The organism is Ancylobacter terrae, assembly GCF_045108345.1.
Classification (GTDB): domain Bacteria; phylum Pseudomonadota; class Alphaproteobacteria; order Rhizobiales; family Xanthobacteraceae; genus Ancylobacter.
This window is the reverse complement of sequence record NZ_JBJGXH010000001.1, coordinates 1,135,374-1,159,041: the sequence shown is the minus strand read 5'-3', so window position 1 is coordinate 1,159,041 and position 23,668 is coordinate 1,135,374. Positions and strand designations below refer to the sequence as shown.

General features: G+C 68.1%; 18 protein-coding genes and 1 pseudogene. 3 read left to right on the top strand and 16 right to left on the bottom strand.

What is annotated here, in order from left to right; translation table 11 throughout:
- Window positions 1–15 precede the first annotated feature (15 nt).
- The gene (locus ACEUEL_RS05475) at window positions 16–1,518 is read right to left on the bottom strand and encodes an ATP-binding protein (RefSeq protein ID WP_405702970.1); all 1,503 of its coding nucleotides are present in this window, start codon (window positions 1,516–1,518) and stop codon (window positions 16–18) included.
- Window positions 1,519–1,744: 226 nt separating this feature from the next.
- Between ACEUEL_RS05475 and ACEUEL_RS05470 the strand changes: the two genes are divergently transcribed.
- Window positions 1,745–2,200, top strand: a complete 456-nt coding sequence (locus ACEUEL_RS05470) for a DUF488 domain-containing protein (protein ID WP_405702967.1) — start codon at window positions 1,745–1,747, stop codon at window positions 2,198–2,200.
- A 4-nt stretch (window positions 2,201–2,204) separates the two neighbouring features.
- Here ACEUEL_RS05470 and ACEUEL_RS05465 read toward each other — a convergent pair whose 3' ends face one another.
- Complete coding sequence (locus tag ACEUEL_RS05465) at window positions 2,205–3,416, bottom strand: MFS transporter (protein WP_405702965.1); 1,212 nt, start codon at window positions 3,414–3,416, stop codon at window positions 2,205–2,207.
- A gap of 278 nt (window positions 3,417–3,694) precedes the next feature.
- Between ACEUEL_RS05465 and bcsS the strand changes: the two genes are divergently transcribed.
- On the top strand, window positions 3,695–4,342 hold the full coding sequence (gene bcsS, locus ACEUEL_RS05460) for a cellulose biosynthesis protein BcsS (protein ID WP_405702963.1): 648 nt from the start codon (window positions 3,695–3,697) through the stop codon (window positions 4,340–4,342).
- 3 nt (window positions 4,343–4,345) lie between these two features.
- On the opposite strand, the gene ACEUEL_RS05455 is transcribed toward bcsS, so the two are convergent.
- From ACEUEL_RS05455 to ACEUEL_RS05440, 4 genes are all read right to left on the bottom strand, one after another.
- Entirely contained in the window at window positions 4,346–6,025 is a 1,680-nt protein-coding gene (locus tag ACEUEL_RS05455) for an NTP transferase domain-containing protein (protein WP_405702960.1), read from the bottom strand.
- Window positions 6,022–6,723 (bottom strand): XdhC family protein, encoded by a 702-nt coding sequence (locus ACEUEL_RS05450; protein ID WP_405702958.1) that lies wholly within the window; start codon window positions 6,721–6,723, stop codon window positions 6,022–6,024. Before ACEUEL_RS05450 ends, ACEUEL_RS05455 begins: the two co-directional genes overlap by 4 nt.
- A gap of 64 nt (window positions 6,724–6,787) precedes the next feature.
- The gene (locus ACEUEL_RS05445) at window positions 6,788–7,108 is read right to left on the bottom strand and encodes an XdhC family protein (protein ID WP_405702956.1); all 321 of its coding nucleotides are present in this window, start codon (window positions 7,106–7,108) and stop codon (window positions 6,788–6,790) included.
- Window positions 7,109–7,245: 137 nt separating this feature from the next.
- Window positions 7,246–8,070, bottom strand: a complete 825-nt coding sequence (locus tag ACEUEL_RS05440; protein ID WP_405702953.1) for an RNA methyltransferase — start codon at window positions 8,068–8,070, stop codon at window positions 7,246–7,248.
- Between the two features lie 201 nt (window positions 8,071–8,271).
- Between ACEUEL_RS05440 and ACEUEL_RS05435 the strand changes: the two genes are divergently transcribed.
- A complete protein-coding gene (locus ACEUEL_RS05435) occupies window positions 8,272–9,483 on the top strand; it encodes an NADP-dependent isocitrate dehydrogenase (RefSeq protein ID WP_405702950.1) in 1,212 nt (403 codons plus the stop codon).
- Between the two features lie 153 nt (window positions 9,484–9,636).
- On the opposite strand, the gene ACEUEL_RS05430 is transcribed toward ACEUEL_RS05435, so the two are convergent.
- The 10 genes and pseudogenes from ACEUEL_RS05430 to ACEUEL_RS05385 form a co-directional block, all read right to left on the bottom strand.
- Window positions 9,637–10,905: a cyclic nucleotide-gated ion channel gene (locus ACEUEL_RS05430; RefSeq protein WP_405702947.1), complete on the bottom strand. Its 1,269-nt coding sequence runs from the start codon at window positions 10,903–10,905 to the stop codon at window positions 9,637–9,639.
- A 1,852-nt stretch (window positions 10,906–12,757) separates the two neighbouring features.
- On the bottom strand, window positions 12,758–15,415 hold the full coding sequence (alaS, locus tag ACEUEL_RS05425) for an alanine--tRNA ligase (protein WP_405702945.1): 2,658 nt from the start codon (window positions 15,413–15,415) through the stop codon (window positions 12,758–12,760).
- A 220-nt stretch (window positions 15,416–15,635) separates the two neighbouring features.
- Complete coding sequence (recA, locus tag ACEUEL_RS05420) at window positions 15,636–16,709, bottom strand: recombinase RecA (protein ID WP_405702943.1); 1,074 nt, start codon at window positions 16,707–16,709, stop codon at window positions 15,636–15,638.
- A 264-nt stretch (window positions 16,710–16,973) separates the two neighbouring features.
- The gene (locus ACEUEL_RS05415; protein ID WP_405706587.1) at window positions 16,974–18,218 is read right to left on the bottom strand and encodes a threonine/serine exporter family protein; all 1,245 of its coding nucleotides are present in this window, start codon (window positions 18,216–18,218) and stop codon (window positions 16,974–16,976) included.
- Window positions 18,219–18,405: 187 nt separating this feature from the next.
- On the bottom strand, window positions 18,406–19,905 hold the full coding sequence (gene mqo / locus ACEUEL_RS05410; protein WP_405702940.1) for a malate dehydrogenase (quinone): 1,500 nt from the start codon (window positions 19,903–19,905) through the stop codon (window positions 18,406–18,408).
- A gap of 17 nt (window positions 19,906–19,922) precedes the next feature.
- Window positions 19,923–20,318 carry a cupin domain-containing protein gene (locus ACEUEL_RS05405; RefSeq protein WP_405702938.1) on the bottom strand — a complete coding sequence of 132 codons (396 nt, stop codon included), beginning with the start codon at window positions 20,316–20,318 and terminating at the stop codon, window positions 19,923–19,925.
- A 19-nt stretch (window positions 20,319–20,337) separates the two neighbouring features.
- Window positions 20,338–21,798 (bottom strand): class II fumarate hydratase, encoded by a 1,461-nt coding sequence (fumC, locus tag ACEUEL_RS05400; RefSeq protein WP_405702936.1) that lies wholly within the window; start codon window positions 21,796–21,798, stop codon window positions 20,338–20,340.
- A gap of 209 nt (window positions 21,799–22,007) precedes the next feature.
- Window positions 22,008–22,142 (bottom strand): annotated as a pseudogene (locus tag ACEUEL_RS05395) (amino acid ABC transporter permease); the annotation flags it as partial.
- 366 nt (window positions 22,143–22,508) lie between these two features.
- The gene (locus tag ACEUEL_RS05390) at window positions 22,509–23,186 is read right to left on the bottom strand and encodes a type 1 glutamine amidotransferase domain-containing protein (protein ID WP_405702933.1); all 678 of its coding nucleotides are present in this window, start codon (window positions 23,184–23,186) and stop codon (window positions 22,509–22,511) included.
- Window positions 23,187–23,222: 36 nt separating this feature from the next.
- A complete protein-coding gene (locus tag ACEUEL_RS05385) occupies window positions 23,223–23,636 on the bottom strand; it encodes a GFA family protein (RefSeq protein ID WP_405706585.1) in 414 nt (137 codons plus the stop codon).
- Window positions 23,637–23,668: the final 32 nt, after the last annotated feature.

Below are 23,668 nucleotides of genomic sequence, written 5' to 3'. Positions count from 1 at the left end.
CCGCCTTGCCGCCTGTCAACCGACCGGCGCAGCGGCGCGCGGATCGGCCGGCGTCGTCTTCCAGCCGAAGGACGGGAAGCGCACCACGCGGTTGCCGCGGAAATCGGCCTCACAGACGAGATAGCCGCGCTCTTCCATATAGGTCAGCAGCCAGCGCCCGCGCGAGGGCGAGCGGCTGCCATAGGCGCGCGCCAGCGCCTCGTCGGCCGGGGAAGGCGCGCTCTCCATTCCGGCGCGGGCGAGCAGCAGGAACACGCCCTGCATCGCCTCGGGCAGGCCGGCGGCCTGTTCCATCACCCGCTTCCAGTCATCATCGCCCTGTTCCTCGACGCTGCGCGGCGCAAGGTCCACCCCGGCGCGCGCGAGAGCGAGGCGGCGGGTGAAATCAGCGAGGTCGGGAATGCGCGAACCGACCCGCCGCACCCGGCAATGGACCAGGAAGTCCTGATAAAGCGACGCCGCGGAACGGAACGGCGCATCCGCCTCGGCCGCGAACTGACGCACGATCTGGGCGAGGATCTCTTCACGCTCCGCATCGAAGGCCAGCGCTGCCGCCGCATCGACCGGGTCCAATGTGGCTTCCGGCATTGGGGCCGCGGCCAGCGTATCGAGGATCTCGTGCGTCGGGCGAATGGCCGGGCGCCGCACCGGCAGCGGCTCGTCCTCCACCGCCTCGGCGAAGATGAGGTCCTGCAACTCGTCCGTGCCGAGTTCGGGCAGCGGCATGAGCTCGGGACGCCCGTTCCGCCCGGCCGTCTCGACGATCCCGATCTTCAGCGGCAACGGCCGACGCGAGAGGGCCGGCCCGAGCGCCACGAACGAGCCGGTGTTGAGGTCGCGGAAGCTCTCCGCCTGCCGCTTCTCCATGCCCAGCAGATCGGCCGCGCGCGCCATGTCGATGTCGAGGAAGGTGCGCCCCATCAGGAAGTTGGACGCCTCCGCCGCCACGTTCTTGGCGAGCTTGGCCAGCCGCTGGGTGGCGATCACGCCGGCAAGACCGCGCTTGCGGCCGCGGCACATCAGATTGGTCATGGCGCCGAGCGAAGCGCGGCGCGCCTCCTCCGATATCTCGCCGCCGCCGGCCGGCGCGAAGAGCTGGGCCTCGTCGACCACCACCAGCATCGGGAACCAGAATTCGCGCTCGGCGTCGAACAGCCCGTTCAGGAAGGCCGCGGCCGAGCGCATCTGCGCTTCCGCGTCGAGCCCCTCGAGATTGAACACCACCGAGGCGCGGTGACGGCGGATGCGGCCGGCGATGCGCTGGATCTCGCCGGCCGTGCGCTCGGCATCGATCACGACATGGCCGTAGCGCTCGGCGAGGCCGACGAAATCACCTTCCGGATCGATCACCGCCTGCTGAACGTGGCCCGCGCTCTGCTCCAGCAGGCGCCGCAGCAGGTGCGACTTGCCCGAGCCGGAATTACCCTGCACGAGCAAGCGCGTGGAGAGAAGCTCTTCCAGATCGAGGCGAACCGGCTGGCCCGCCGTGTTGCTGCCGAGTTCGATCCCCGCCTTCATGCCCAACCCTGGCGCCCCAGCCCTGACGCCATCGCGTCGCCCGAATGGTGTCCCGCACGCCCTCTATCACGCGCCGCGCGTGCCGGGGATGCCTCGCGATAGAACTCCACAGATTCGCGGGTCCGGAGCAAGGGCCAATGGCAGCTCGGGGGCACGCGACCGAGTGCCGGGTCGGCCACCGCGCCGCGCCCTTCCCCTCGCCGGCCGGCTGTGCGACACCTTCCCCATGCCCGCGCCGCTCTTCACCATCGGCTACGAACAGGTCTCATCCTCCGCCGTGCTCGACACGCTGGAAGCCGCGGACGTGCAGTTGCTCGTCGACGTGCGGGCCGTTGCCGCGTCACGGCGCGCGGGCTTCTCCAAGACCATCCTCGCGGCGGGGCTGGACGAGCGCGGCATCGGCTACCTTCACCTGCGCGGGCTTGGCACGCCCGCCGAGGGCCGACAGGCGGCTCGCACGGGCCGCTACGACGAGCTGCGCCGCATTTACGAGGCGCATCTCGCGACGCCCACCGCCCGGCAGCAGCTCGACGAACTCGTGGAGCTGGCGGCCGGCGGACGGCGCCTGTGCCTGCTGTGCTTCGAACGGGATCCCGAGCACTGCCACCGCCAGATGATCGCCGAACTCGTGTGCGAGCGGATCGGTATCGACGTCGACCACCTCGTCGCCGATCCGCTCTGAGGCGCTATTCCGCGGCCTGAAGGCTCTCGGCCCGCCGCTCCATATGGTGCGCGAGGCCGGAAAGACCCATGACCGCGCCCACGAACACCGTCGCCATCGACAGCAGCACGCCGAGCACGAGATCGAAACCGCCACGGTCGTGCATCAGGCCGACGGCCAGCACCGCGAATCCCGCCGTGCCGAGCCCGAGGAAGAACCGCACGGCATAGACGCGCCCGCGCCACGCATCGGCGGTGAAGCGGGCGATGACGACGTCGTTCACCGTCACCTGCCCATAGATGCCGGACATCGCCAGCGCGAGGCCGACGAGGAGCGGCACGCCTGTCGTCAGGGCGGCGAGCGTGAGCCCCGCCAGCTGCAGGGCGGCGGTGCCGAGGAAAACGAAATGCGGTGGAAAGCGCTCGACCAGCCGCCCCACGGCGAGCTGGGTCAGCGCCCCGCACAGGAACACCGCCGTTGCCAGCCCGCCGGTGAGCATCAGCGGCAGCCCCGTCACACCCCCGCGCTCATCGACGATCTTGGGCAGAGCGATGGACACGGCGTTGAAGACCAGTCCCCCGAACAGCACGACGATGGCGAACAGCCCCACAAAGGCGCCGATCAGCCGGGGATCGAGCGGCACCTCGGCCACCGTGCTGCGGGTGGCGCGGGTTGCCCTCTCCTCCCGCACCAGGGCGAGGAAGGCGAAGCCCGACAGGATCGACACCACGCCGGGCGCGATGAACGCCACGCGCCACCCGGCGAGCGCGGCAATGGTGGCGGTCACGACGGCAGCGAGCGCCGCGCCCAGGTTACCGGCCACGCCGTTGGTGGCCAGCGCGCGCCCGCGTCGAGCCGGATCCGCCGCCGCAATCAGCATGGCCACGCCGACAGGATGGTAGATCGCGGCGAAAACCCCGAGCAGGAAAAGCGAAACCGCCAGCCACACGCCGTTGGGGGCAAGTCCGGTGGCGATCATCATCACGCCGCACCCCAGGAAGAACACCGCCATCATGTTGCGGCGGCTCCAATGGTCGCCCAGCCACCCGGCCGGCAAGGCGAACACGCCGAAGGCGACGAAACAGGCCGTCGACAGCCCGATCATCTCGCCGTAGCCCAGCCCCACCTCCGGCCCGATGGCCAGCACCGCGGTGGGAAAGATGAGCATGGCGTAGTGATCGATGGCATGCGCCCAGTTGATCAGGGCGGATGTGGTACGGGGGCTGGAGCGGATCATCGGCATTCCTCATCGCTCACCTACACCCGCGACCCGCACGCGTCCATCCGGTTAGCGGGCACGCCCGACATTCGCGCATAGCGAGTGCTCGCCATAGTTGCTTGTATACAACCCAGCCGCATGATCGAGTGAGATGGTAACAATTTGCCCCTAATTTTCATCAACATCGACCGGACGATGCGATGGCCCGCGTCGCGAGAGCTTTTTTTGCACCTTTTTCCGCGGCGGTCGCCGGTCTTTGCGGCGCCGGCGAGCCCGCATCGGCGCAACCTCTGTCCTTGTCGGATCTCGAGGGTCGCCTCTACTTCTACTCCGGCATCGATGTCGGCCGCGACAGCGCCTATGGCTGGGCGGGCACGGCGTGGTCGCCCTTCGGCGCGATGGACAAGGAAGGCTTCCGGCTGCGCGTGCAGGGCGGCGGCGGGCGCTACCGCTACCGCACCGGCTTCGTGCCGGGCGGCTGGAACACCGGCACCGGGACCGACGGCGAAGTGCTGGGCGGCTGGCAGTTCCAGTCGGGAACCACCGCCTTCACCCTATATGGCGGCATCAACGTCGCCAGCGACATTCTCGACCATCCGGACCCGTCCAATCCGGCGCAGGGCACTCAGGCCGGCGGCAAGATCGTCGGTGAGTGGTTCATGCGGCCCGCCGAGGGGTGGGTCCTGACAGCCTCGGCGAGCTACGCGACCGTCTTCGAGACCGCCACCGCGCGCGCCACGGTTGCGCGGCGCCTGTTCGCGGAGGTCGATGCCGGAGCCGAGGCGGCCTATTACCGCGACAGCCAATCGCAGGAAGCGAAATTCGGCCTCTTCGTCGCCACGCCGATCGCGGGCCGCACTTTCACGCTCAGCAGCGGCTGGCGCTGGAGCGACGACAGCGACCCCGGACTTTACGGCATGCTGACCCTGTTCGCGCCGTTCTGACGCTCAGGCATCCTCGGATTTCATGCCGTCGAGCGCAACATGGGCGTCGATGTCGGCCGTCGCGGCGATGCGCTCGATATCGGCAGCCTCGAGTTCTTCCCGCGTGTCGATGTCGATGAACGCGGCCTCGTCGTCCACCGTCACCTCGACCACCGCATCACCATGCGTGCCGATCAGATGCCGCGCGCCGGTGTCGCCGCTGATTGCGGCCAGTTCCGCGAAGAACCGCCGCGACCAGAGCACGGGGTTGCCGCGCCGCCCTTCCCGCACCGGGACGGCAATAAGAGCGCCCTGGTCCGGCGAAATGGCGCCGGCGAGCCGGTCGACCAGATCGGCCGTCACGCGCGGCATGTCGCCCAGCAGGATGGCGGCACCGCCGATCTCGTCCGGCAGGGCCACGAGTCCGGCTCGCAGCGAGGTCGACATGCCCTCCGCGTAGTCGGGATTATGGACGAAGCGAATATCGTGATCGCGGACGAGGTCGGTGAGCGCCGCACGCACCTCGTCGGCCTCGTGACCGGTGACGACGACGACCGGCCGCAGGTGCGAGGCGAGCGCGGCGGCGACCACCCGGCAGATCACCGGGTCCCCGCCCAGCCGGGCGAGCAGCTTGTTGCCACCGGTCATGCGGGTGCCGCGGCCGGCGGCGAGCACGATGGCGCCGAAGCGCGAACCGGAACCCTCCGCCGCGCCGGCACGCGGCTGCGGACGCGTGGCGATCTCCATCAGCAATCCTCCCACACCCATCGCGCGAATATCCGCGCGCGTCACCTCGATGCCGGCGAGCAGACGCCGGAGCACCCAGTCGAAACCGTTTTCCTTCGGGCTGCGCGCGCAGCCCGGGGCGCCAATCACCGGCACCGCGCCGACCCGCCCGACCAGCAGGAGATTACCCGGATCGACCGGCATCCCGAAATGCTCCACCGCCCCGCCCGCGGCTTCGATCGCCGCGGGAATGACGTCACGCCGGTCGGCGATAGCCGAGGCGCCGAATACCAGCACCATCTCGGCGCCAGCGGCGATGGCCGATTGAATCGTCTTTTCAAGGGCTTGCGTCGCGTGAGGCACGCGCAGCTCCTGCGTGACCGAGGCTCCCGCCGCCGCCAGCCGCGCCGCCGTGACGCGCAGGGTCTTGGCGATCACCTTCTCGGCGAGCCCCGGCAACAGCGTCGAGATCACCGCGACGCGCCTGAGACGGTAGGGGGCCACGCGAACCATGGGGGTCGCCACCGCCCGGCTGGCGGCGAAGACCGGGCTCGATACGGCAAAAGGCAGGATCTTCACCGTCGCGACCATGTCGCCGGCTTCGACGTGCTGGAACGGCGGCAGCGTCGCGAGGGTGACGGCCTCATCCACCGCGTTCAGCGCGTCGACGGCCGCGCGGTCGACCACCACCACGCCGGCGCCTTCGGCAAAGAGATTGGCACGCCCGGTGAACGGCGGTTCGCGCCGCACCCCCTGCCCGGCGACCCGCGCCGCGATGGCCTCCGCCGCCGCGTCCTCGGACACGTCGCCCGGTTCCAGCCGTGCCGCCACGATCGCATCGACACCGGATTCAGCGAGCCTCTTCAGTATGTTGGCGTCAAGCCGCGTGCCTTTGCGGATCTCCAGACCCGGCGCGCGCACGCTGTGGACGGCGATAGCCCCCTCCGCTTCGGCGAGCGGCACTGGACCGAATTTCACGCCGCCTGCTCCCGCCGCAGCGGACGCTGGCGCAGCGCCGCGACCACCTCCGCGAGGATCGCCACCGCGATCTCCGCCGGGCTCGCCGCCCCGATATCGAGCCCGATCGGGGCGTGGATCCGCCCGATCAAATCCCGCGAAAACCCTTGCGTAACAAGGCGTTCCACCCGCGCGCCATGGGTCTTCCGCGAGCCCAGCGCGCCGATGTAGAAGCACGCGCCACGGAGTGCTTCGGCGAGGGCGGGGTCGTCGATCTTGGGATCGTGGGTCAGCGCCACCAGCGCGGTGAAGGGGTCGAGCGCGAGCTCCGGCAGCACCACGTCGGGCCATTCGGCGCGCACGACGACATCGGGAAAGCGCTCGGGTGTCGCGAAGGCGGTGCGCGGGTCGACGATGGTCACGTCGAAACCGGTCATCTGCGCCATCGGCGCCAGCGCCTGCGAGATATGCACCGCGCCGATGATGACGAGGCGCGGCGGCGGCACCTGCACCGTAAGAAAAAAGCGCTGGTTTCCCAAGGTGATGATACCGCTCCGCGCGGTCCGCAGCGCCTCGATGATCGGCTCCGCCAGCGGATCAGACGCCGCCTCGCCGGCCCGGACCAGCCGCTGCGCGCCGGTCGGCAGCTCGGTGACCAGCACCGCCGCGCGGCGGGCCGAGCGCTCGGCATTCAGAGCTTCGAGTACGGCGAGTTCCACGACCGAACGCCTCACAAGCTATTGACAGATAACAGATAAAAAGGCCCGCCGGCAGCGGCCCGGCTCAGCTCACCTTCTCGACATAGACCGCGATCCGCCCGCCGCAGGACAGGCCCACCTGCCAGGCCGTCGCGTCGGCGACGCCGAACTCCAGCAGGCGCGGCGTCCCGTCGGCGATCACCTCGGCGGCCTCGGCCACCACCGCGCCTTCGACGCAACCCCCTGATACGGAACCCAGAAATGCCCCGTCGGCATCGATCACCAGATGGCTGCCGACCGGGCGCGGCGCCGATCCCCAAGTCTCGACCACGGTGGCGATCGCCACTCCCCGGCCCTCGTGCCGCCAGCGCGCGGCCGCGGCCAGCACGTCTTCCTCGCCAACCATGGGATACCTCCCGAACCATCCGAAACGAAGCCTAGCGCCGCTGGCGGCACTTGGCTACGCGCTCGCGCCGGCGTGACCGATGGGAGTGACCGGTCAGTGCAGTGAGGTGGACGATCAGACCGATCAGGCCGGTCCGATCAGCCTCCCGGCGGCTCGTCCTCCGCAGCGCTCCCCGCCCGCACCGGGCGCCCCCGCCCCCGCTCGTGGCGGCCCTCCACCAGCGCCACGATCATGCCGTGCAGGGTCGACATGTCCTGCCGGGTGAGCCCGAGCCGGTGGAAGATGTTGCGGATGTTGCGGATGGTCGCCGGCTTCTTTTCCGGCGAGCGGAAGAAGCCCGCCTCCTCCAGTTCCCGCTCGACATGATCGAAGAAGGCCACGAGATCGGCCTTGGTGGCCAGCGGCGAGCGGTCGGCGGCGAGGAAGGGCAGCCCCGCCCCGGCCCGCTTCGACCATTCATAGGCGACCACCGCCACCGCGGTGCCGAGGTTGAGCGAGGCGAAGGCCGGGTTCACCGGCAAGGTGAGGATGACGTCGCACAGCGAGACCTCCTCCGTGTACAGCCCCGTGCGCTCGCGCCCGAACAGGATGCCGACATCCTCGCCCGCAGCGAGGCGCGTCGCGGTCGCGGCCGCCGCCTCGTCCGCGCCCAGCACCGGCTTCACCATGGAACGGTCGCGCGCCGTGGTGGCGATGAGGAAATTGAGGTCGGCGATCGCCGCCCGCACGTCCGGATAGACCTCCGCCCCGTCCAGGATGCGGTCGGCGCCGGAGGCGAACGTCACCGCCTTGGGATTCGGCCAGCCCTCGCGCGGGTTCACCACCCGCAGCCGCGACAGGCCGAAATTGCCCATGGCGCGCACCGCCGAGCCGATGTTCTCGCCGAGCTGGGGCTCGACCAGAATCACCACCGGGCCGCCGCCGGCCCAGTCCTTCGTGCTGTCCGTTCCCGCACCCGGCATGCCCTGCTCCCTCTGAACGGGCGCCGGTATAGAGCCGATTTTCCCATCCGCGAAGCCGCAGATGGAAAATGCCCCGAAAGTTGGCACCGCTCCTGCTTTCTCTCACCGCGTCAACACGCTATCACGCCCGCACCGGCGCCCGGCCGCGCGGACCGGCGTCGAGGCCCCATTACGATCGGAAATCCGCGCGAGGTGACACCCATGGCGAAGATCAAGGTCGCAAATCCCGTCGTCGAGCTCGACGGCGACGAGATGACCCGCATCATCTGGCAGTACATCAAGGACAAGCTGATCCACCCCTATCTCGACATCGACCTGGAGTATTACGACCTCGGCGTCGAGAACCGCGACGCCACCGAGGACCAGGTCACCGTGGATGCGGCGGAGGCCATCAAGCGGGTCGGCGTCGGCGTGAAGTGCGCCACCATCACCCCGGATGTCGGCCGGGTGAAGGAGTTCAACCTCAAGAAGATGTGGCGCTCGCCCAACGGCACGATCCGCAACATCCTCGGCGGCGTGATCTTCCGCGAGCCGATCATCTGCAAGAACGTGCCGCGGCTGGTGCCGGGCTGGACCCAGCCCATCATCGTCGGCCGCCACGCCTTCGGCGACCAGTACCGCGCCACCGATTTCAAGTTCCCCGGCAAGGGCACGCTGTCGATCAAGTTCGTCGGCGAGGACGGCGCCGTGATCGAGCACGAGGTCTACAAGGCCCCCGGCTCCGGCGTCGCCATGGCGATGTACAACATCGACGAATCCATCACCGAATTCGCCCGCGCCTCGCTGAACTACGGCCTGATGCGCAAATATCCGGTGTATCTGTCGACCAAGGACACCATCCTGAAGCAGTATGACGGCCGCTTCAAGGAGATCTTCCAGCAGATCTACGACGCCGAGTTCAAGGCCGAGTTCGAGAAGCACAAGATCTGGTACGAGCACCGCCTGATCGACGACATGGTCGCCTCGGCGCTCAAGTGGTCCGGCGGCTATGTCTGGGCGTGCAAGAACTATGACGGCGACGTGCAGTCCGACATCGTGGCGCAGGGCTTCGGCTCGCTCGGCCTGATGACCTCGGTGCTGATGACGCCGGACGGCAAGACCGTGGAAGCCGAGGCCGCCCACGGCACGGTGACCCGCCACTACCGCGAGCACCAGAAGGGCAAGGAGACCTCGACCAACTCCATCGCCTCGATCTTCGCCTGGACGCGTGGCCTCGCCCATCGCGCCAAGCTCGACGACAATGCCGAGCTCGCCGCCTTCTGCACCACGCTGGAGAAGGTGTGCGTCGACACGGTCGAGAGCGGCTACATGACCAAGGACCTCGCGCTGCTGGTCGGCGCGGACCAGAAGTGGCTCTCCACCACCGGCTTCCTCGACAAGATCTCCGAGAACCTGTCGAAGGCGCTGGCCTGAGCCCGGCGGGGCCACGGCCCCGCGCGGACGGCCCACGGCGCGGCCGCGGCGACGCGGCACACGAACGGTGACCCGGCCCGCGGCGACGCGGCGCACGAAAATGGCACGGCCCGCGGCGACGCGGGCCGTGGTCGTTTCAAGGGGTCGGCGCGCTCACCCCGGCGCGTCGTCCTCCTCGGGCGGCTCGGGCGGATCCACTGGCGGCATCGGCGGGCCGACTTCCGCCGCGGCGATGTCGCCCCGGCTCGCCACCGGCTCGGGCGCCTGGTGCCGCCGGGCGATGGCGTGGATGCGCCGGCCGATCTCCGGGCGCCGGCGCATCAGGTCCTCGAGATCGACGCCGTCCAGCACCAGCAGCATGGAGCGGACCGCGGCGCGCACCGTGGCGGTGCGGCGGGTGCGGTGGATCAGCGCCAGCTCACCGAAGAAATCGCCCTCCCCCAGCGTGACCGAGCGCTCGACGAGATCGACCTCCACCTCCCCCGAGGCGATGAAATACATGGAGCGGCCCGGATCGCCCTTGCGCACGATGACATCGCCGCGTTCGGCGATGTGCGAGGACAGCAGCCGGTGGATCTCCCCGATCGCCGCCGGATCGAGGTCGGCGAACAGCGGCACGCGCGCGACCATGCCCCAGGTGACCACGAAATCGCGGCGCTTGATCACCTCCGCGAAGGCGGTGGCGATGATGCCGACCGGCAGCGCGATCATGACGATGCCGGTGATCATGGTGAGCGCGGCGATCACCCGGCCCGGCCCGCTCTTGGGCACGATGTCGCCATAGCCGACCGTGGTGATGGTGGCGACCGCCCACCACATCGCGTCCGGGATCGAGCCGAACACGTCGGGCTGCACGCGCCGCTCGGCGAGATACATGGCGGACGCCGCGATGAGGATGGCGCCGGCCAGCAGCCACAGGCAGGCGAGCAGCGACTGCCGCTCCGCCCGCAGCACCTCCAGCAGCGACTGCATGCCCGGCGAATAGCGCGCCAGCTTCACGAAGCGGAACAGCCGCAGCAGCGCCAGCGTGCGCAGGTCCGCCTCGACGAAGACGGCGACCACCATCGGAAACCACGCGACCAGATCGACGACGGCGGCCGGCGTGAGCATGTAGCGCAGCCGCGCCCGCCACGGCGCGAGGCCGCGGAAGCGCGGGCTTTCCACCGCCGCCCAGACGCGCAGCCCGTATTCCAGCGTGAAGGCGAGCAGCGCGACGAGCTCGAACGGGCGCACCAGCCACCAGTCGTCGGCGGTGAAGCCGGGCACCGTCTGCACGATCGCCAGCGCGACGGTGGCGATGATCAGCCCGATCAGCAGGGCGTTGACTCGTCCGGCCACGCGATCGCCGGCGGAATCGCGCTCCAGCACCTCATAGACGCGGTGCCGCCACGCGCGTGGCCCGCCGGGACGCGGGGGGGTCACCGCGCTCCCCCCGCCCGCCGCCGAGCCGCCGTCGGGCGGGCGGGACCTCGCCCCGGCGCCGGCCCCATCCGGCGGCGCGCCGGAAGCGGCCGGCGAATGAGCGGGGCGCGCATCCTCCGTCATCTTGCCCTCGGACGATGAGTAGGCCCCGCATGTGCCGTCATGTGCCCCTCGATGGATGAGCGGGTCTCGCGTGTGCCGTCAGGTTCTCTTCGGCAGACGCGGCGCCGGCATCGCCCCTGATATGCCGCCACCCCCGGCGACGCCCGTCCGGGTGACGCTCTGGCATCCCCCACGTCAGCCCCCCTCGCAGCGTCCACCGCCGCGCGGGATGCGGAAGCGCCCCAACGCCCCAGCGCGCCGGCCGTCGTTGCGGCGCCATCGCCGTTGCCCGGCGGGGCGGCATGATCGGAGGGAAGCAGGGACGTGGGCATCCCCAAGAAATCGAGCGACCGGAACGCACGATGCCGGCCCTCGCCACCCCGGGTGACGCCCACCCGGGTGACGCGCCGGCATGCTCGGCGTCCGTCGCACTCGTAGCGTCCACCGCCGCACGGGATCTGGAAGTGCGCTCGCGCCACAGCGCGCCGGCGGTCATGGCGCTGCCCTCCCCGCCGCGGGAGGCGGCAACTTGAGCGGAGGGAAGCAAGGACGCAACGTGAGCGAAGGGAAGCGGAGACGCCGGCATACCCAGCGAACCCCGGCGACCGGCACTGGCGATGCTAGCGCCCGCCACGCCAAGTGACGCCCGCCCGGATGACGCGTCGGCACATCCAGCGTCAGCCGTGTTCGCAGTGTCCACCGCTGCACGGGATGCGGAAGCGCCCCAACGCCCCAGCGCGCCGGCGGTCATGGCGGCGCCATCGCCGTTGCCCGGCGGGGCGGCATGATCGGAGGGAAGCAAGGACGCAGCTTGAGCGGAGGGAAGCAGGCACGTCGGCATCCTCCGCCAACTCCAGCGACCGGAACGGGCGAAGCCGGCTCCCGCCACCCCGGATGACGCCCGCCCGGATGACGCGTCGGCACATCCAGCATCAGCCGCATACGCAGTGTCCACCGCCGTGCGCGACGCGAGAGCACCCCCACGCCGGAGGGCGCCAACGGTCATGGCGGCGCCATCGCCGCTTTGCGGCGCGGCAGCGTCAGCGGAGGAAAGCAGGGACGCAACGTGAGCGAAAGGAAGCGGGGACGTCGGCAGCCTCCGCCAACTCCAGCGACCGGAACGGGCGATGCCGGCTCCCGCCTTGCTTCTGGGCGACCCGGAACGCGACACGCCTGCCTTTCCCGCACCGTGTCCTACCACGGTGAGCGACGGGAGGCCGGATCCCGGCGGAGATGTAACGTCCGCGTCCGCCGCGACGGCGGGAACAGGGAACGCCGACGTGGCCGGACAGGGCCCCGCGGCGCCGACCAGCGCGTCGACCGTCTCCCCGACCTCCCGCCAGCTGAAGCGATCAGCCCCCGCCATCCGCCTTCTCCACCGCCGCGCATCACCGCCCGACCGGACCGCCGCTCACGCGGGCGCGACAAGGCGCCCCCGCGTGCCTGGCGCTCGCCGCGGGTCCCCGTCAATGCGAGCGCGAGCGGGCGCAGGACGACGGCTGCCGCAGCCGCGACCCGCCAAGCTCCGGCCATACCGCATTGCACATGTCGAGGCGGCACTGCCCCGTCGAACGCAGCCTGTCGGCTCCCCGTCGCGACAGCCGCATCTCACCGGTAAAATCGGCACGCGTCCAGACTGACGCAGCGACAGCCCCGCTCACGAAAGGACCTGACGCCGCAGGTTCCAGCCCGACAGCGACAGGAAGCGCGGCGCCAGGGCGCGGACGCCCGGGCATGGAGGTCCCGGAACTTAGCCCGCCAGCGCACTCTCGATTGCGGCCAGCGCCTCGGGCGCGCGCACGCCATCCGGCCCGCCGGCCTGGGCCATGTCCGGGCGACCCCCGCCGCCCTTCCCGCCAAGCGCCTCGGCACCGCGCCGCACCAGCGCGACCGCATCGAAGCGGCCGGTGAGATCGGAGGTCACGCCGACCACGATGACGCCCTTGCCGTCGGCCGCCGTGTTGGCGACCGCCACAACGCCGGACCCGATCCGCTTCTTCGCCTCGTCGGCGATCGGCTTGAGATCCTTCGCTTCGATGCCGCTCACCGCGATCGGCAGGTAGTTGATGCCATCCACCACGCGAATATCGGGCGCCGCCTTGCCGCCCGCCCCGCCGCCGAGGGCGAGCTGGCGCTTGGCGTCGGAGAGTTCCCGCTCGAGACGGCGGCGCTCCTCGACCAGCTGGGCGACGCGCGCCTCGACATCGCCGACCGGCGCCTTCAGCGTCGCCGCGGTCGCCTGCAGGGCGCTGTTGGCGCCGTTCAGGAAATGCCGCGCCGGCGTGCCGGTCATCGCCTCGAGGCGGCGCACGCCGGACGCCACGGCGCTCTCCCCGAGCACGGTGACGAGGCCGATGTCGCCGGTGCGGGCGACATGGGTGCCTCCGCACAGCTCCACCGAAAAGGGCGCGCCATTGCCGGGATCGGTACCCATCGCCACGACCCGCACCTCCTCGCCGTATTTCTCGCCGAACAGGGCACGCGCACCGGAGGCGATGGCGTCGTCGACTCCCATCAGCCGGGTCGTCACCTCCTCGTTGCGCAGCACGGCGCGATTGGCGATATCCTCGACCGCGCGCAATTCGGCCGGGTCGAGCGGCTTGGGATGGCTGAAATCGAAGCGGAGCCGGTCCGGGGCGACCAGCGAGCCCTTCTGCGCGACATGCTCGCCCAGCACGCGGCGCAACGCCTCGTGCAGCAGATGCGTCGCCGAGTGATTGGCGCGGATGGCGCCCCGCCGCTCCGCGTCGACCTCGAGCGCCAGAGCCGACCCCACCGCGAGCGTACCGGCCGTCACCTCGACCTCGTGCACGAAGATGTCGCCGAGCCGCTTCTGCGTGTCGAGCACGCGCACCTTCAGGCCGCCCTCGCCGGTCATCGTCCCCGTGTCGCCGAGCTGCCCTCCGGATTCGCCGTAGAACGGCGTCTGGTTCAGCACTGCCAAGCCGCGTTCCCCGGATTGCAGCGCCTCCACACGCGCGCCCTCGCGGACGAGAGCCGTGACCGCGCCCTCCGCCTTCTCGGTGCCGTAGCCGAGGAACTCGGTGGCGCCCACCTCCTCCCGCAGCGCGAACCACACCGAATCGGTCGCCGCATCGCCCGAACCCGCCCAGGACGCCCGCGCCTCGGCGCGCTGGCGCTCCATCGCGCTCCGGAAACCGTCCGTATCGACGCTGATGCCCCGCGCGCGCAGCGCATCCTCGGTGAGGTCGAGCGGAAAGCCGTAGGTGTCGTAAAGCTTGAACGCCGTCTCGCCGGAGAACTTCGCCCCGGTGCCCAGCCCCTCGCTCTCCGCCTCGAGAATGGACAGGCCGCGCTCCAGCGTCTTGCGGAAGCGCGTCTCCTCGAGCCGCAGCGTCTCGGTGACCAGCGCCTCCGCGCGCACGATCTCGGGATAGGCACGGCCCATCTCGCGCACCAGCACCGGCACGAGGCGATACATCAGCGGATCGCGGGCGCCGAGCAGCTGGGCGTGGCGCATGGCGCGGCGCATGATGCGGCGCAGCACGTAGCCGCGCCCCTCATTGGAGGGCAGCACGCCATCCGCAACGAGGAAGGTCGCCGCGCGCAAATGATCGGCGATGACGCGATGGCTCGCCTTCTGCGGGCCCTCGGCCTCGACATTGGTCAGGTCCTCGACGGCGCCGGTGAGCGCGCGCATGAGGTCGATCTCGTAATTGTCGTGCGTGCCCTGCAGAACGGCGGAGATGCGCTCGAGACCCATGCCGGTATCGATCGAGGGCCGCGGAAGATTGATGCGCTCCCCGCCCGGCAGCTGCTCGAACTGCATGAAGACGAGGTTCCAGATCTCGATGAAGCGGTCGCCGTCGGCGTCCGCCGACCCGGGCGGGCCGCCGGCGATATGGGGGCCGTGATCGTAGAAGATCTCCGAGCAGGGCCCGCACGGACCGGTATCCCCCATCTGCCAGAAATTATCCGACGTGCCGATCCGGATGATCTTGCTCTCCGGCAAGCCCGCGATCTTGCGCCACAATCCGAACGCCTCGTCGTCCTCGGCATAGACGGTGACCAGCAGCTTATCGACCGGCAGTTCGTACTCGCGTGTGATCAGGTTCCACGCGAACTCGATGGCATTCTCCTTGAAATAGTCGCCAAAGGAGAAATTGCCGAGCATCTCGAAGAAGGTGTGATGGCGCGCGGTGTAGCCGACATTGTCGAGGTCGTTGTGCTTGCCGCCGGCACGCACGCATTTCTGCGAGGTCGCCGCCCGCGAATAGGGGCGCTTCTCCATGCCGGTGAAGACGTTCTTGAATTGCACCATGCCGGCATTGGTGAACATCAGCGTGGGGTCGTTCTGCGGCACGAGCGGCGAGGACGGCACCACGGCGTGGCCGTTCTTCGCGAAATAGTCCAGGAACGTGGCCCGTATCTCGTTCACGCCGCTCATAAATCGAAGTCCGCTGTTGCCGGGGAAACCCCGCGCGGGGAGCCTTGGCTGGCCGCCGCCCGCGCGCGACCCGGTTCTACCGGCGCCCCATGGCCTTGTCCAGAAAGGCCCGGCGGTGATCCGCACGCCGCCGGCGACCATCGCGCTCCAACCGCGTCACCCGGCATGGCGACGGGCGGTGCGTACCACCGCCCGCGCGGGTCTCGGCGCGGAGGCGCCCTCAGTCGTCCGACTCGTCGCCTTCCGAGGCACCGGCCAGTATCTGCTCGGCAATCAGTCCGGCGTTCTGACGGATCGTCGCCTCGATCCGCGCCGCCGCATCGGGGTTCTGGCGCAAGAAGCTCTTGGCGTTCTCGCGCCCCTGGCCGAGCCGCTGGCTGTCATAGGAGAACCAGGCGCCCGACTTCTCGACCACGCCCGCCTTGATGCCGAGATCGATGAGTTCGCCCATCTTCGAGACGCCCTCGCCATACATGATGTCGAATTCCACCTGCTTGAACGGCGGCGCCAGCTTGTTCTTGACCACCTTCACGCGGGTCTGGTTGCCGACGATCTCGTCCCGCTCCTTGATCGAGCCGATACGGCGGATGTCGAGGCGCACCGAGGCATAGAACTTCAGCGCGTTGCCGCCGGTGGTCGTCTCCGGACTTCCATACATCACGCCGATCTTCATCCGGATCTGGTTGATGAAGATAACCATCGTGTTGGATTTGCTGATGGAGGCGGTGAGCTTGCGCAGCGCCTGGCTCATCAGCCGGGCCTGCATGCCCGGCTGCGAATCGCCCATCTCGCCGTCGAGCTCGGCCCGGGGCGTGAGAGCGGCGACGGAGTCGATCACCAGAACGTCGACCGCGCCGGAGCGCACCAGCGTGTCGGCGATCTCCAGGGCCTGCTCACCGGCATCCGGCTGGGAGATGAGGAGCGAGTCGAGATCGACGCCCAGCTTGCGCGCATAAATCGGGTCGAGCGCGTGCTCGGCATCGACAAAGGCGCAGACCCCGCCCTTCTTCTGCGCTTCCGCGATGGTGTGCAGGGCAAGCGTCGTCTTGCCGGAGGATTCCGGCCCGAAGATCTCGACGATGCGCCCGCGCGGCAGGCCGCCGATCCCGAGCGCGATGTCGAGGCCGAGGGAGCCGGTCGACACGGTCTCGATCTCCATCACCTTGTCGCTCTTGCCGAGACGCATGATGGAACCCTTGCCGAAATGCCTCTCGATCTGAGCGAGAGCGGCATCGAGCGCCTTAGCCTTGTCCATGGAAGATCCTTCGACGAGTCGCAATGCTGCCTGACTCATTGCTGCGCTCCGGTGCGGGTGCAAGGAAAGATTGACGTCTTGGCATTTATGTACGCTATTTGTTCGATGTTCACAATATGTTCCAGAAGGCTCAATGCGGTTTTGGCTGGGCGCCGTGCATGCGCTCGCGCTTGATGAGATCACCGGGCGATTGCGCCTCCGCTCCTATCGGTATCGTTGGCGGCCGTGAGATTGATCTGATCCCCGAGGCAGGCCTAAGGCCGTCTACCGCCGTCACGCGGAGGGCTTGAATTGGCACGCTCTTCAGGAAGATCTTTGCCGACCGGGAGAGCCAAAAATCATCTTCGGCACGATGAGGCCGACGGTCATGGCTATAGTGATCAGCAGCGCGCTGGTCAGGCTCGCGAACGCACCGACCAGCAGAGCGGGCGGCGCGTCGGGGCCGATGGCGTTGAGCTCCACGAGAGCGGCGGCTCCGTCGAACAGGAACACGCCCGGAACCATCGACACCACCGATGCGAAAGCGAGCGCGGCGAACGGATAGCGCAGGCGCGCAGCAGCGGGCGTGATGCAAAGGCCGACGATCAGACAGGCCGCGAAGCTGCTTGCGGGAGCGCCGAAGTCCTGCGCCATCAACATCCAGTGCACGCTATGGGCGACCATCCCGACGACGACAGGTATCGGCAGCATCCGCCAGGGCATGTTGAAGAAGGTACCATAGGCGGCCACGGCCATGCCCGCCGCGAGGGCATCATGAACGAGTGGAACCGAGACCACGCCCGTCGTCGTCGGGAGTTCGATGTGCGCCATCGTCAGGGCGAGCAGCAGGCCCGCACTGATCATCAGGATGATGAGGCTGGCGAAGATCAGCCGGGCCGAGCCGATGGTGACACGGGAGCGCGCGAGATCGATCGTGCCGTTGAGGACATGCGGTCCCGGCACCAGCACCATACAGGGACACACCAGCGCGAGGCGTGAATCCACATCGAAGTTGAACCGGAACGTCAGCAGACCGACGACCCCGGCGATGAAGGCCGCACTGAATGGCTGAATCAACGGGTTCTGCGAGAGATGGGATACCGCCCGCCGCACAAGGGCGCCGGTCCCGGCACTGAACGCGATCGTCGCGAGCGTGGGCAGATCGCTCGCCCCGAAAATCACCCCCAGCGCCGCGGCGCCCAAAGCCGCCAGAAGGGCAAACCGCCCGATATTGACCGGGGGGAGGTTCTCCACCGCTCGTAGAGCCGTCTCGGCCTCCGCCCGGCTGATCCGCCCCTCGCACAGGTCGTCGACGATCCGAAGCGTGGCGGTGACACGCCCCATATCGACGCCGGTGGGCTTGGCAGGCAGGATGCGCGGTATTGGCCGACCGTTGACGAAAAGGATGACCTCGCCCCAGCGCAGGAGGACGTCCACCTCGACGCCAAGGCCCTTTCCAAACCGACGGATCGTCACCCCCAGGCTTTCGGACGATTGCCCGTTCACGAAGAGCAGGCAGGTCGCCTTCGCCAGCAACTCCTCGGATGCAGCTTCAGGCGAGGCGGGCATCGGCACGAAAGGGCTCCAGAGCCAGCTGGGAAAGCATTGCGGGGCCTCACGGCGTGCCGTTGACCGCCGTGATCTGCCGGGCGCCGGCCAGTGCGGTCGAGAAGGTGCCGCGCTCGTCCGGAACGCGGCCCTGCCCATGCACGCCGATGCGCCGGCCACAGGGAGAGCTGCTTTCCGGACGCGGACTTCAGATATTGTCGATCTTCAACACGGGCGCCGTATCCGCCCGCGTGCGGGCGCAGGCCTCCGCATCGACCTTGAGATCGATTCCATAGGTCGGAATCATGCGCTTGAGGGCCGGCAGCCAGCCATCTTCGGTGAGACGGTCGGCGAAGCAGGCCCGTAGGACCTCCATCGCGATGAACGCCGCCGTCGAGGCGCCGGGTGAGGCACCGAGCAGCGCAACCAGCGACTTGTCGGCCGCCGGAATGATCTCGGTGCCGAATTCGAGCGCGCCGCCGGCGTCGGCGGTATCCGGCTTGATGATCTGGACGCGCTGGCCTGCGACCACCTTCTGCCAGTCGCCTCGCGCGGCGTTCGGGAAGAACTCCTGCAGCACGCCGAACTGATGCGAGGACGACTGCAGCACCTGGCCGATCAGATATTCGGTCAGGCCGACATTGTTCTTCGCGACGTCGAGAAGCGGCACGATATTGTGGAGGGTGATCGATTCAAACAGATCGAGCAGCGAACCCTGCTTGAGGAACTTCGTCGAAAAGCCGGCATAGGGCCCGAACAGCAGCGACTTCTTGCCACCGATGATGCGCGTATCGAGATGCGGGACGGACATGGGCGGCGAACCGCTCGCAGCCTTGCCATACACCTTGGCGTGGTGACGCTCGCTCACCGCGTCGACATCGCAGCGCAGCCAGATGCCGCTCACCGGGAAGCCGCCATAGCCGCGTCCTTCGGGGATCTTGGACATCTGCAGGAGATCGATGGAATCGCCACCCGCCCCGATGAAGACGAACTTCGCCGACACGCTCTCGCGCGACTTGTCAGCCTCGTTCTCCACGGTAACGCGCCAGCGGCCGTTCGCTTCGCGATCGAGCCCGACCACCTGACGCTTGTAGTTGACCTCGAAGCCGGACTGGGCCTTGAGCTGGGCGACCAGCAGATGCGTCAGCGAGCCGTAATCGACGTCGGTGCCGGTGATGATGCGCGTCGCCGCCACCTTCTCGCCGGCCTCGCGGCCCTCGATGATCAGCGGCGCCCATTCGGAGATCTTCGCCGGATCCTCGCTGTATTCCATGCCGTGATAGCAATGGTGAGCGGACATTTCCTTGAAGCGCGCCTTCAGGAAAGCGACGTTCTCCTCGCCCCACACAAAGCTCATATGCGGGCAGGGATGGATGAAGGCGCGCGGATCGGGGATCGCGCCCTTCCGCACCAGATGGGTCCAGAGCTGGCGCGAGATGTCGAATTCGGTGTTGACCTCGAGCGCCTTGGAGATGTCGACGGACCCGTCCGGACGCTGCGGCGTGTAGTTGAGCTCGCAATTGGCGGCGTGGCCGGTGCCGGCATTGTTCCAGGAGTTGGAGCTTTCCTGCCCGCAATCGGCCAGACGCTCGAACATGACCACAGACAGTGACGGCTGCAATTCCTTGAGCACGGTGCCGAGGGTGGCGCCCATGATGCCGGCGCCGATGAGGACGATGTCCGGATTCTCGATGGAGGAATTCGACATGGATGTTTCCCGCCCGTTCAGTTGCCGGTCTTGGAAGGAACGAAGCCGAGGTCGGCTCCTTCTTCGTAGACCACATAGGCCCGGCGCCACGGATCGTTGCCGATGAGCCGCCATCTATGGCCCGAGCCGGAATTGTCCTGCGCGATGAGGATATCGCCTGGCCGGATGGTGAAGGTGGCGCCCGACTTCGTCTCGAATTCGAGCGTGCCGGAAAGCGTGATCACGTAACGCGGCTCGGGATCCTTATGCCATTCGAACGAACCGCCGGAGGCGGTTTCGCGGAACGAGATGTCCTTGGCCGCCGTCGCCTTGCCGATGAAATCGCCGCGCTCACCTTCGGTAAGCGCGATCGTGCCTTCCTCGAACAGCGAGTTGCCATCCTCGCCGGTCCACATTCTGACGCATCTGATCATTGGAATTCCTACCCTTGTCTCACGCGCCGGCCAGGCCGCTACCGACCATGTCGAGAGGCTTGATGGTCTGGTCGAAGAGCTCGGCGGTCACCTTGCCGGAGGCGAGAGCGGCGTCGCGCAGCGAGGTGCCGTCGGCGATCGCCTTCTCGGCGATATGGGCCGCGTTCTGATAGCCGATCACCGGCGAGAGCGCGGTGACCAGCATCACGCTGCCATTCACGTATTCCTCGATCTTCTTGGTGTTCAACTCCGTACCGTCGACCGAGAACTCGCGGAACTTGGCGCAGCCATCGGCGAGGATGCGCGCCGAGTGCAGGAAATTGTTGATGATCACTGGCCGCATGGCGTTCAGCTCGAAATTGCCCTGGCTGCCGGCGATCGAGACCGCGGTGTCGTTGCCCATGACCTGGATGGCGATCATCACCATCGCCTCGCACTGCGTCGGGTTGACCTTGCCGGGCATAATGGAGGAGCCGGGCTCGTTCGACGGCAGAATGAGTTCGGCGAAGCCGCAGCGCGGACCGGAGGCCAGCCAGCGCATGTCGTTGGCGATCTTCATCAGGGCTACCGCAAGATTGCGGATGGCGGCATGCGCGCGCACCATCGCGTCCAGCGAGCCCTGTGCGGCGAACTTGTTGGGCGCGGTGATGAAGGGCTTGCCGGTGAGTTCGGCGATCTTGGCCGCGACATCCTTGGAAAAACCCTTCGGCGCGTTCAGTCCGGTGCCCACCGCCGTGCCGCCGACCGCAAGTTCGTAAAGCCCGGAACGGCTGGCCTCGATATCGGCGATGGCGGCCCGGATCTGGCCCGCCCAGCCGTACCATTCCTGACCCACCGTCAGCGGCACCGCGTCCTCGAGATGGGTGCGGCCGATCTTCACCACCTTCATCCAGCCATCGGCCTTTTTCTCGATGGTCTCGACGAGCTGGGTGACCTGCGGCACCAGCACCTCGTCGATGGCGGTGACGGCGGCGATGTGCATGGCCGTCGGGAACGTGTCATTCGAGGACTGGCCCATGTTGACGTCGTCATTCGGGCCGACCGGATGCTGCGAGCCGAGCACGCCGCCGAGCAGCTGGATCGCCCGGTTCGAGAGCACCTCGTTGACGTTCATGTTGGACTGGGTGCCCGATCCGGTCTGCCAGACATAGAGCGGGTAATGCTCGTCGAGCTTGCCGGCGATCGTCTCGTCGGCCGCACGGATGATGGCGTCGCGCTTGATGTCGGGAAGGCGCCCGGCCTCGGCGTTCACCAGCGCGCAGGCTTTCTTCACATAGCCATAGGCGTGGTAGACCGCCTTGGGCATGCGGTCGTCGCCAATATCGAAATGGTGCAGCGAGCGCTCTGTCTGCGCCCCCCAATAGCGATCGGCGGGCACGTCGACATCACCCATCGAGTCGAACTCACGCCTTGTGCCGGTTGCCGTAATGCCAATGGGGATATCCCGCAGCGTTTCGGTTTCGCTCGGCGTGGTCGTCATCGCAGTCTCCTGCAGGGAACAAGCAAAATCGGACGTGACTGCGGTCACGCTACCATGCAATCGTAACAAGACCTTAAGCCTCTGATCTGGGAGCGCGATTTCTTAGTCGCCTGCTCAAGGCGAGTTCAGCCGTCTCACGCAGCAGACGGGTTGGCGTGTGGATCGACGTGCAAGGACGGCATCGACCACCTCGTCTTCACAACCGTCGCGGTCTGTAGCGGCGTGTAGCCCAGCGCCGCGGCCGCCTCGGACTGGCCGCGATCGACCGCCGCGAGTCCGCCCCGGATGATCTCCGCCATATAGGCCCCCTCGTGCAGGCTGAGGGCAAGAAGGGCCGTCGCGCTGGCCGCCGCCCTCAAGGGCCGGATCGATCCGACATGCCCCGCATCGGCGCTTCGGCTTCACCCGAATGTTCGTGTGATCTGCGACAAAGCCGCTGGCCGCTGAAGCGTTGAGCCACGCCGGGTTTGTCGGCGGCCAAACGTTCATCGGAACACGGCCTGCACGCAATAGCGACCGGCCAAATCCCCGAGAGGCGGTCGTCTAACCCCATTGTGCGGCTATGGCCGGGCAGCGCGCGGTTTGCTCGATCGCATCGGCAACCATTGGGCGTAGAGATTGGCTTCGGACTGGAAAGCGGCAGCAGGCCACCGTCCACCAAGCGTCGAGCGCGCGAACGGGAATCGCATCCCGGAGAGTTGGGCTGCGTCTCACCGGTTTATTGCCTTGAGCGCGGCGAGCAGTTCTTTCCCCACCCCTCCCGCAGAGGCCGGGTTCTGGCCGGTGATGAGCCGCCCATCCACCACGACGTGAGGTTCCCAGTTGGCGACGGACGCGTACTCCGCCCCCTCCCCCCTCAGCGCATCTTCGAGCTCATAGGGCACGTCATCGCGGGCGTAGTCGTATTCCTCCTTCTTGGAGAACGCGGTCAGCTTCTTGCCACGCACGAAGGGGGTGCCGTCGCCGAGGTCCACGCCGAGAAGGCAGCACGGGCCGTGACAGACGGCGCTCACGATCTTGCCGGTGCTCCAGGCGCGCACGACGGCCTTCTGCACATCGGTGTTGCGCGCGATGTCGACCATGGGGCCCAGGCCGCCGGGCACCAATATGGCGTCATAGTCGGCGGCATCCACCTCCGACAGCCTGCGGCTGTGGTTCAGTCGGCGAAAGGCCTTGCTGTCCATGAACGCCTTCTGGGCGGGATCCGTCTCGTCATAGGCGTCGTAGGGCGTCCAGCCGCCGGACGGCGAGGCGAATTCGATGGCGATCCCCGCCGTGTCGAGCACCTCGAAGGGATGGGCAACCTCGGCGAAGAAGAAGCCGGTCTTGCGGTTGTGCGGGCCAATCACGGGCGCGTTGGTGACAATGAACAGGACATGCTGGGTCACGATTGTCTCCTTCGGTTGAAGCCGCGCCTCAGGCGTTCAGCCCGGCATGGCATCGAACTGCGGCACGTCGAGCGGGACGGCCCAGTCGAGCCGGCGCGTGGTGAATATCTCCATCGTGGGAACGATCCCCTCGGGGTGATCGAGGCTTCCGAGGGTGACGAAAATCGTGCCCGGCAGGCTCTGCACGTTGCGGGTGAACAGCCGCGCACCGCAGTCGGGGCAGAAATTCTTATCCAGCCCTTTTCCCGAGGCTGCTACGTAGTGAAAGGAATTCGGCTTGCCGCTCAGGAGCGTGAAGTCCTCTTCGGATATCGCGAGATAGGTCATCGCCTCGCTCCCGGACGCCTTTTTGCAGTCGAGGCAGTGACAGACCGCGACGAAGTGGGGATCGACGTCGAACCCGAACCTCACTGCGCCGCATGCGCATTGCCCGCTATACTTTTTGATCACGGCCATCTGCCTCAAGGCTTGGACGTCACGCT

Coding starts and splice junctions, on each gene's coding strand:
- recA (WP_405702943.1), bottom strand. CDS start 16,709: ATGAGTCAGGCAGCATTGCGACTCGTCGAAGGATCTTCCATGGACAAG.
- mqo (WP_405702940.1), bottom strand. CDS start 19,905: ATGTCGAATTCCTCCATCGAGAATCCGGACATCGTCCTCATCGGCGCC.
- ACEUEL_RS05445 (WP_405702956.1), bottom strand. CDS start 7,108: ATGGTTGGCGAGGAAGACGTGCTGGCCGCGGCCGCGCGCTGGCGGCAC.
- ACEUEL_RS05415 (WP_405706587.1), bottom strand. CDS start 18,218: ATGCCCGCCTCGCCTGAAGCTGCATCCGAGGAGTTGCTGGCGAAGGCG.
- ACEUEL_RS05435 (WP_405702950.1), top strand. CDS start 8,272: ATGGCGAAGATCAAGGTCGCAAATCCCGTCGTCGAGCTCGACGGCGAC.
- ACEUEL_RS05440 (WP_405702953.1), bottom strand. CDS start 8,070: ATGCCGGGTGCGGGAACGGACAGCACGAAGGACTGGGCCGGCGGCGGC.
- ACEUEL_RS05465 (WP_405702965.1), bottom strand. CDS start 3,416: ATGATCCGCTCCAGCCCCCGTACCACATCCGCCCTGATCAACTGGGCG.
- ACEUEL_RS05470 (WP_405702967.1), top strand. CDS start 1,745: ATGCCCGCGCCGCTCTTCACCATCGGCTACGAACAGGTCTCATCCTCC.
- alaS (WP_405702945.1), bottom strand. CDS start 15,415: ATGAGCGGCGTGAACGAGATACGGGCCACGTTCCTGGACTATTTCGCG.
- fumC (WP_405702936.1), bottom strand. CDS start 21,798: ATGACGACCACGCCGAGCGAAACCGAAACGCTGCGGGATATCCCCATT.
- ACEUEL_RS05405 (WP_405702938.1), bottom strand. CDS start 20,318: ATGATCAGATGCGTCAGAATGTGGACCGGCGAGGATGGCAACTCGCTG.
- ACEUEL_RS05475 (WP_405702970.1), bottom strand. CDS start 1,518: ATGAAGGCGGGGATCGAACTCGGCAGCAACACGGCGGGCCAGCCGGTT.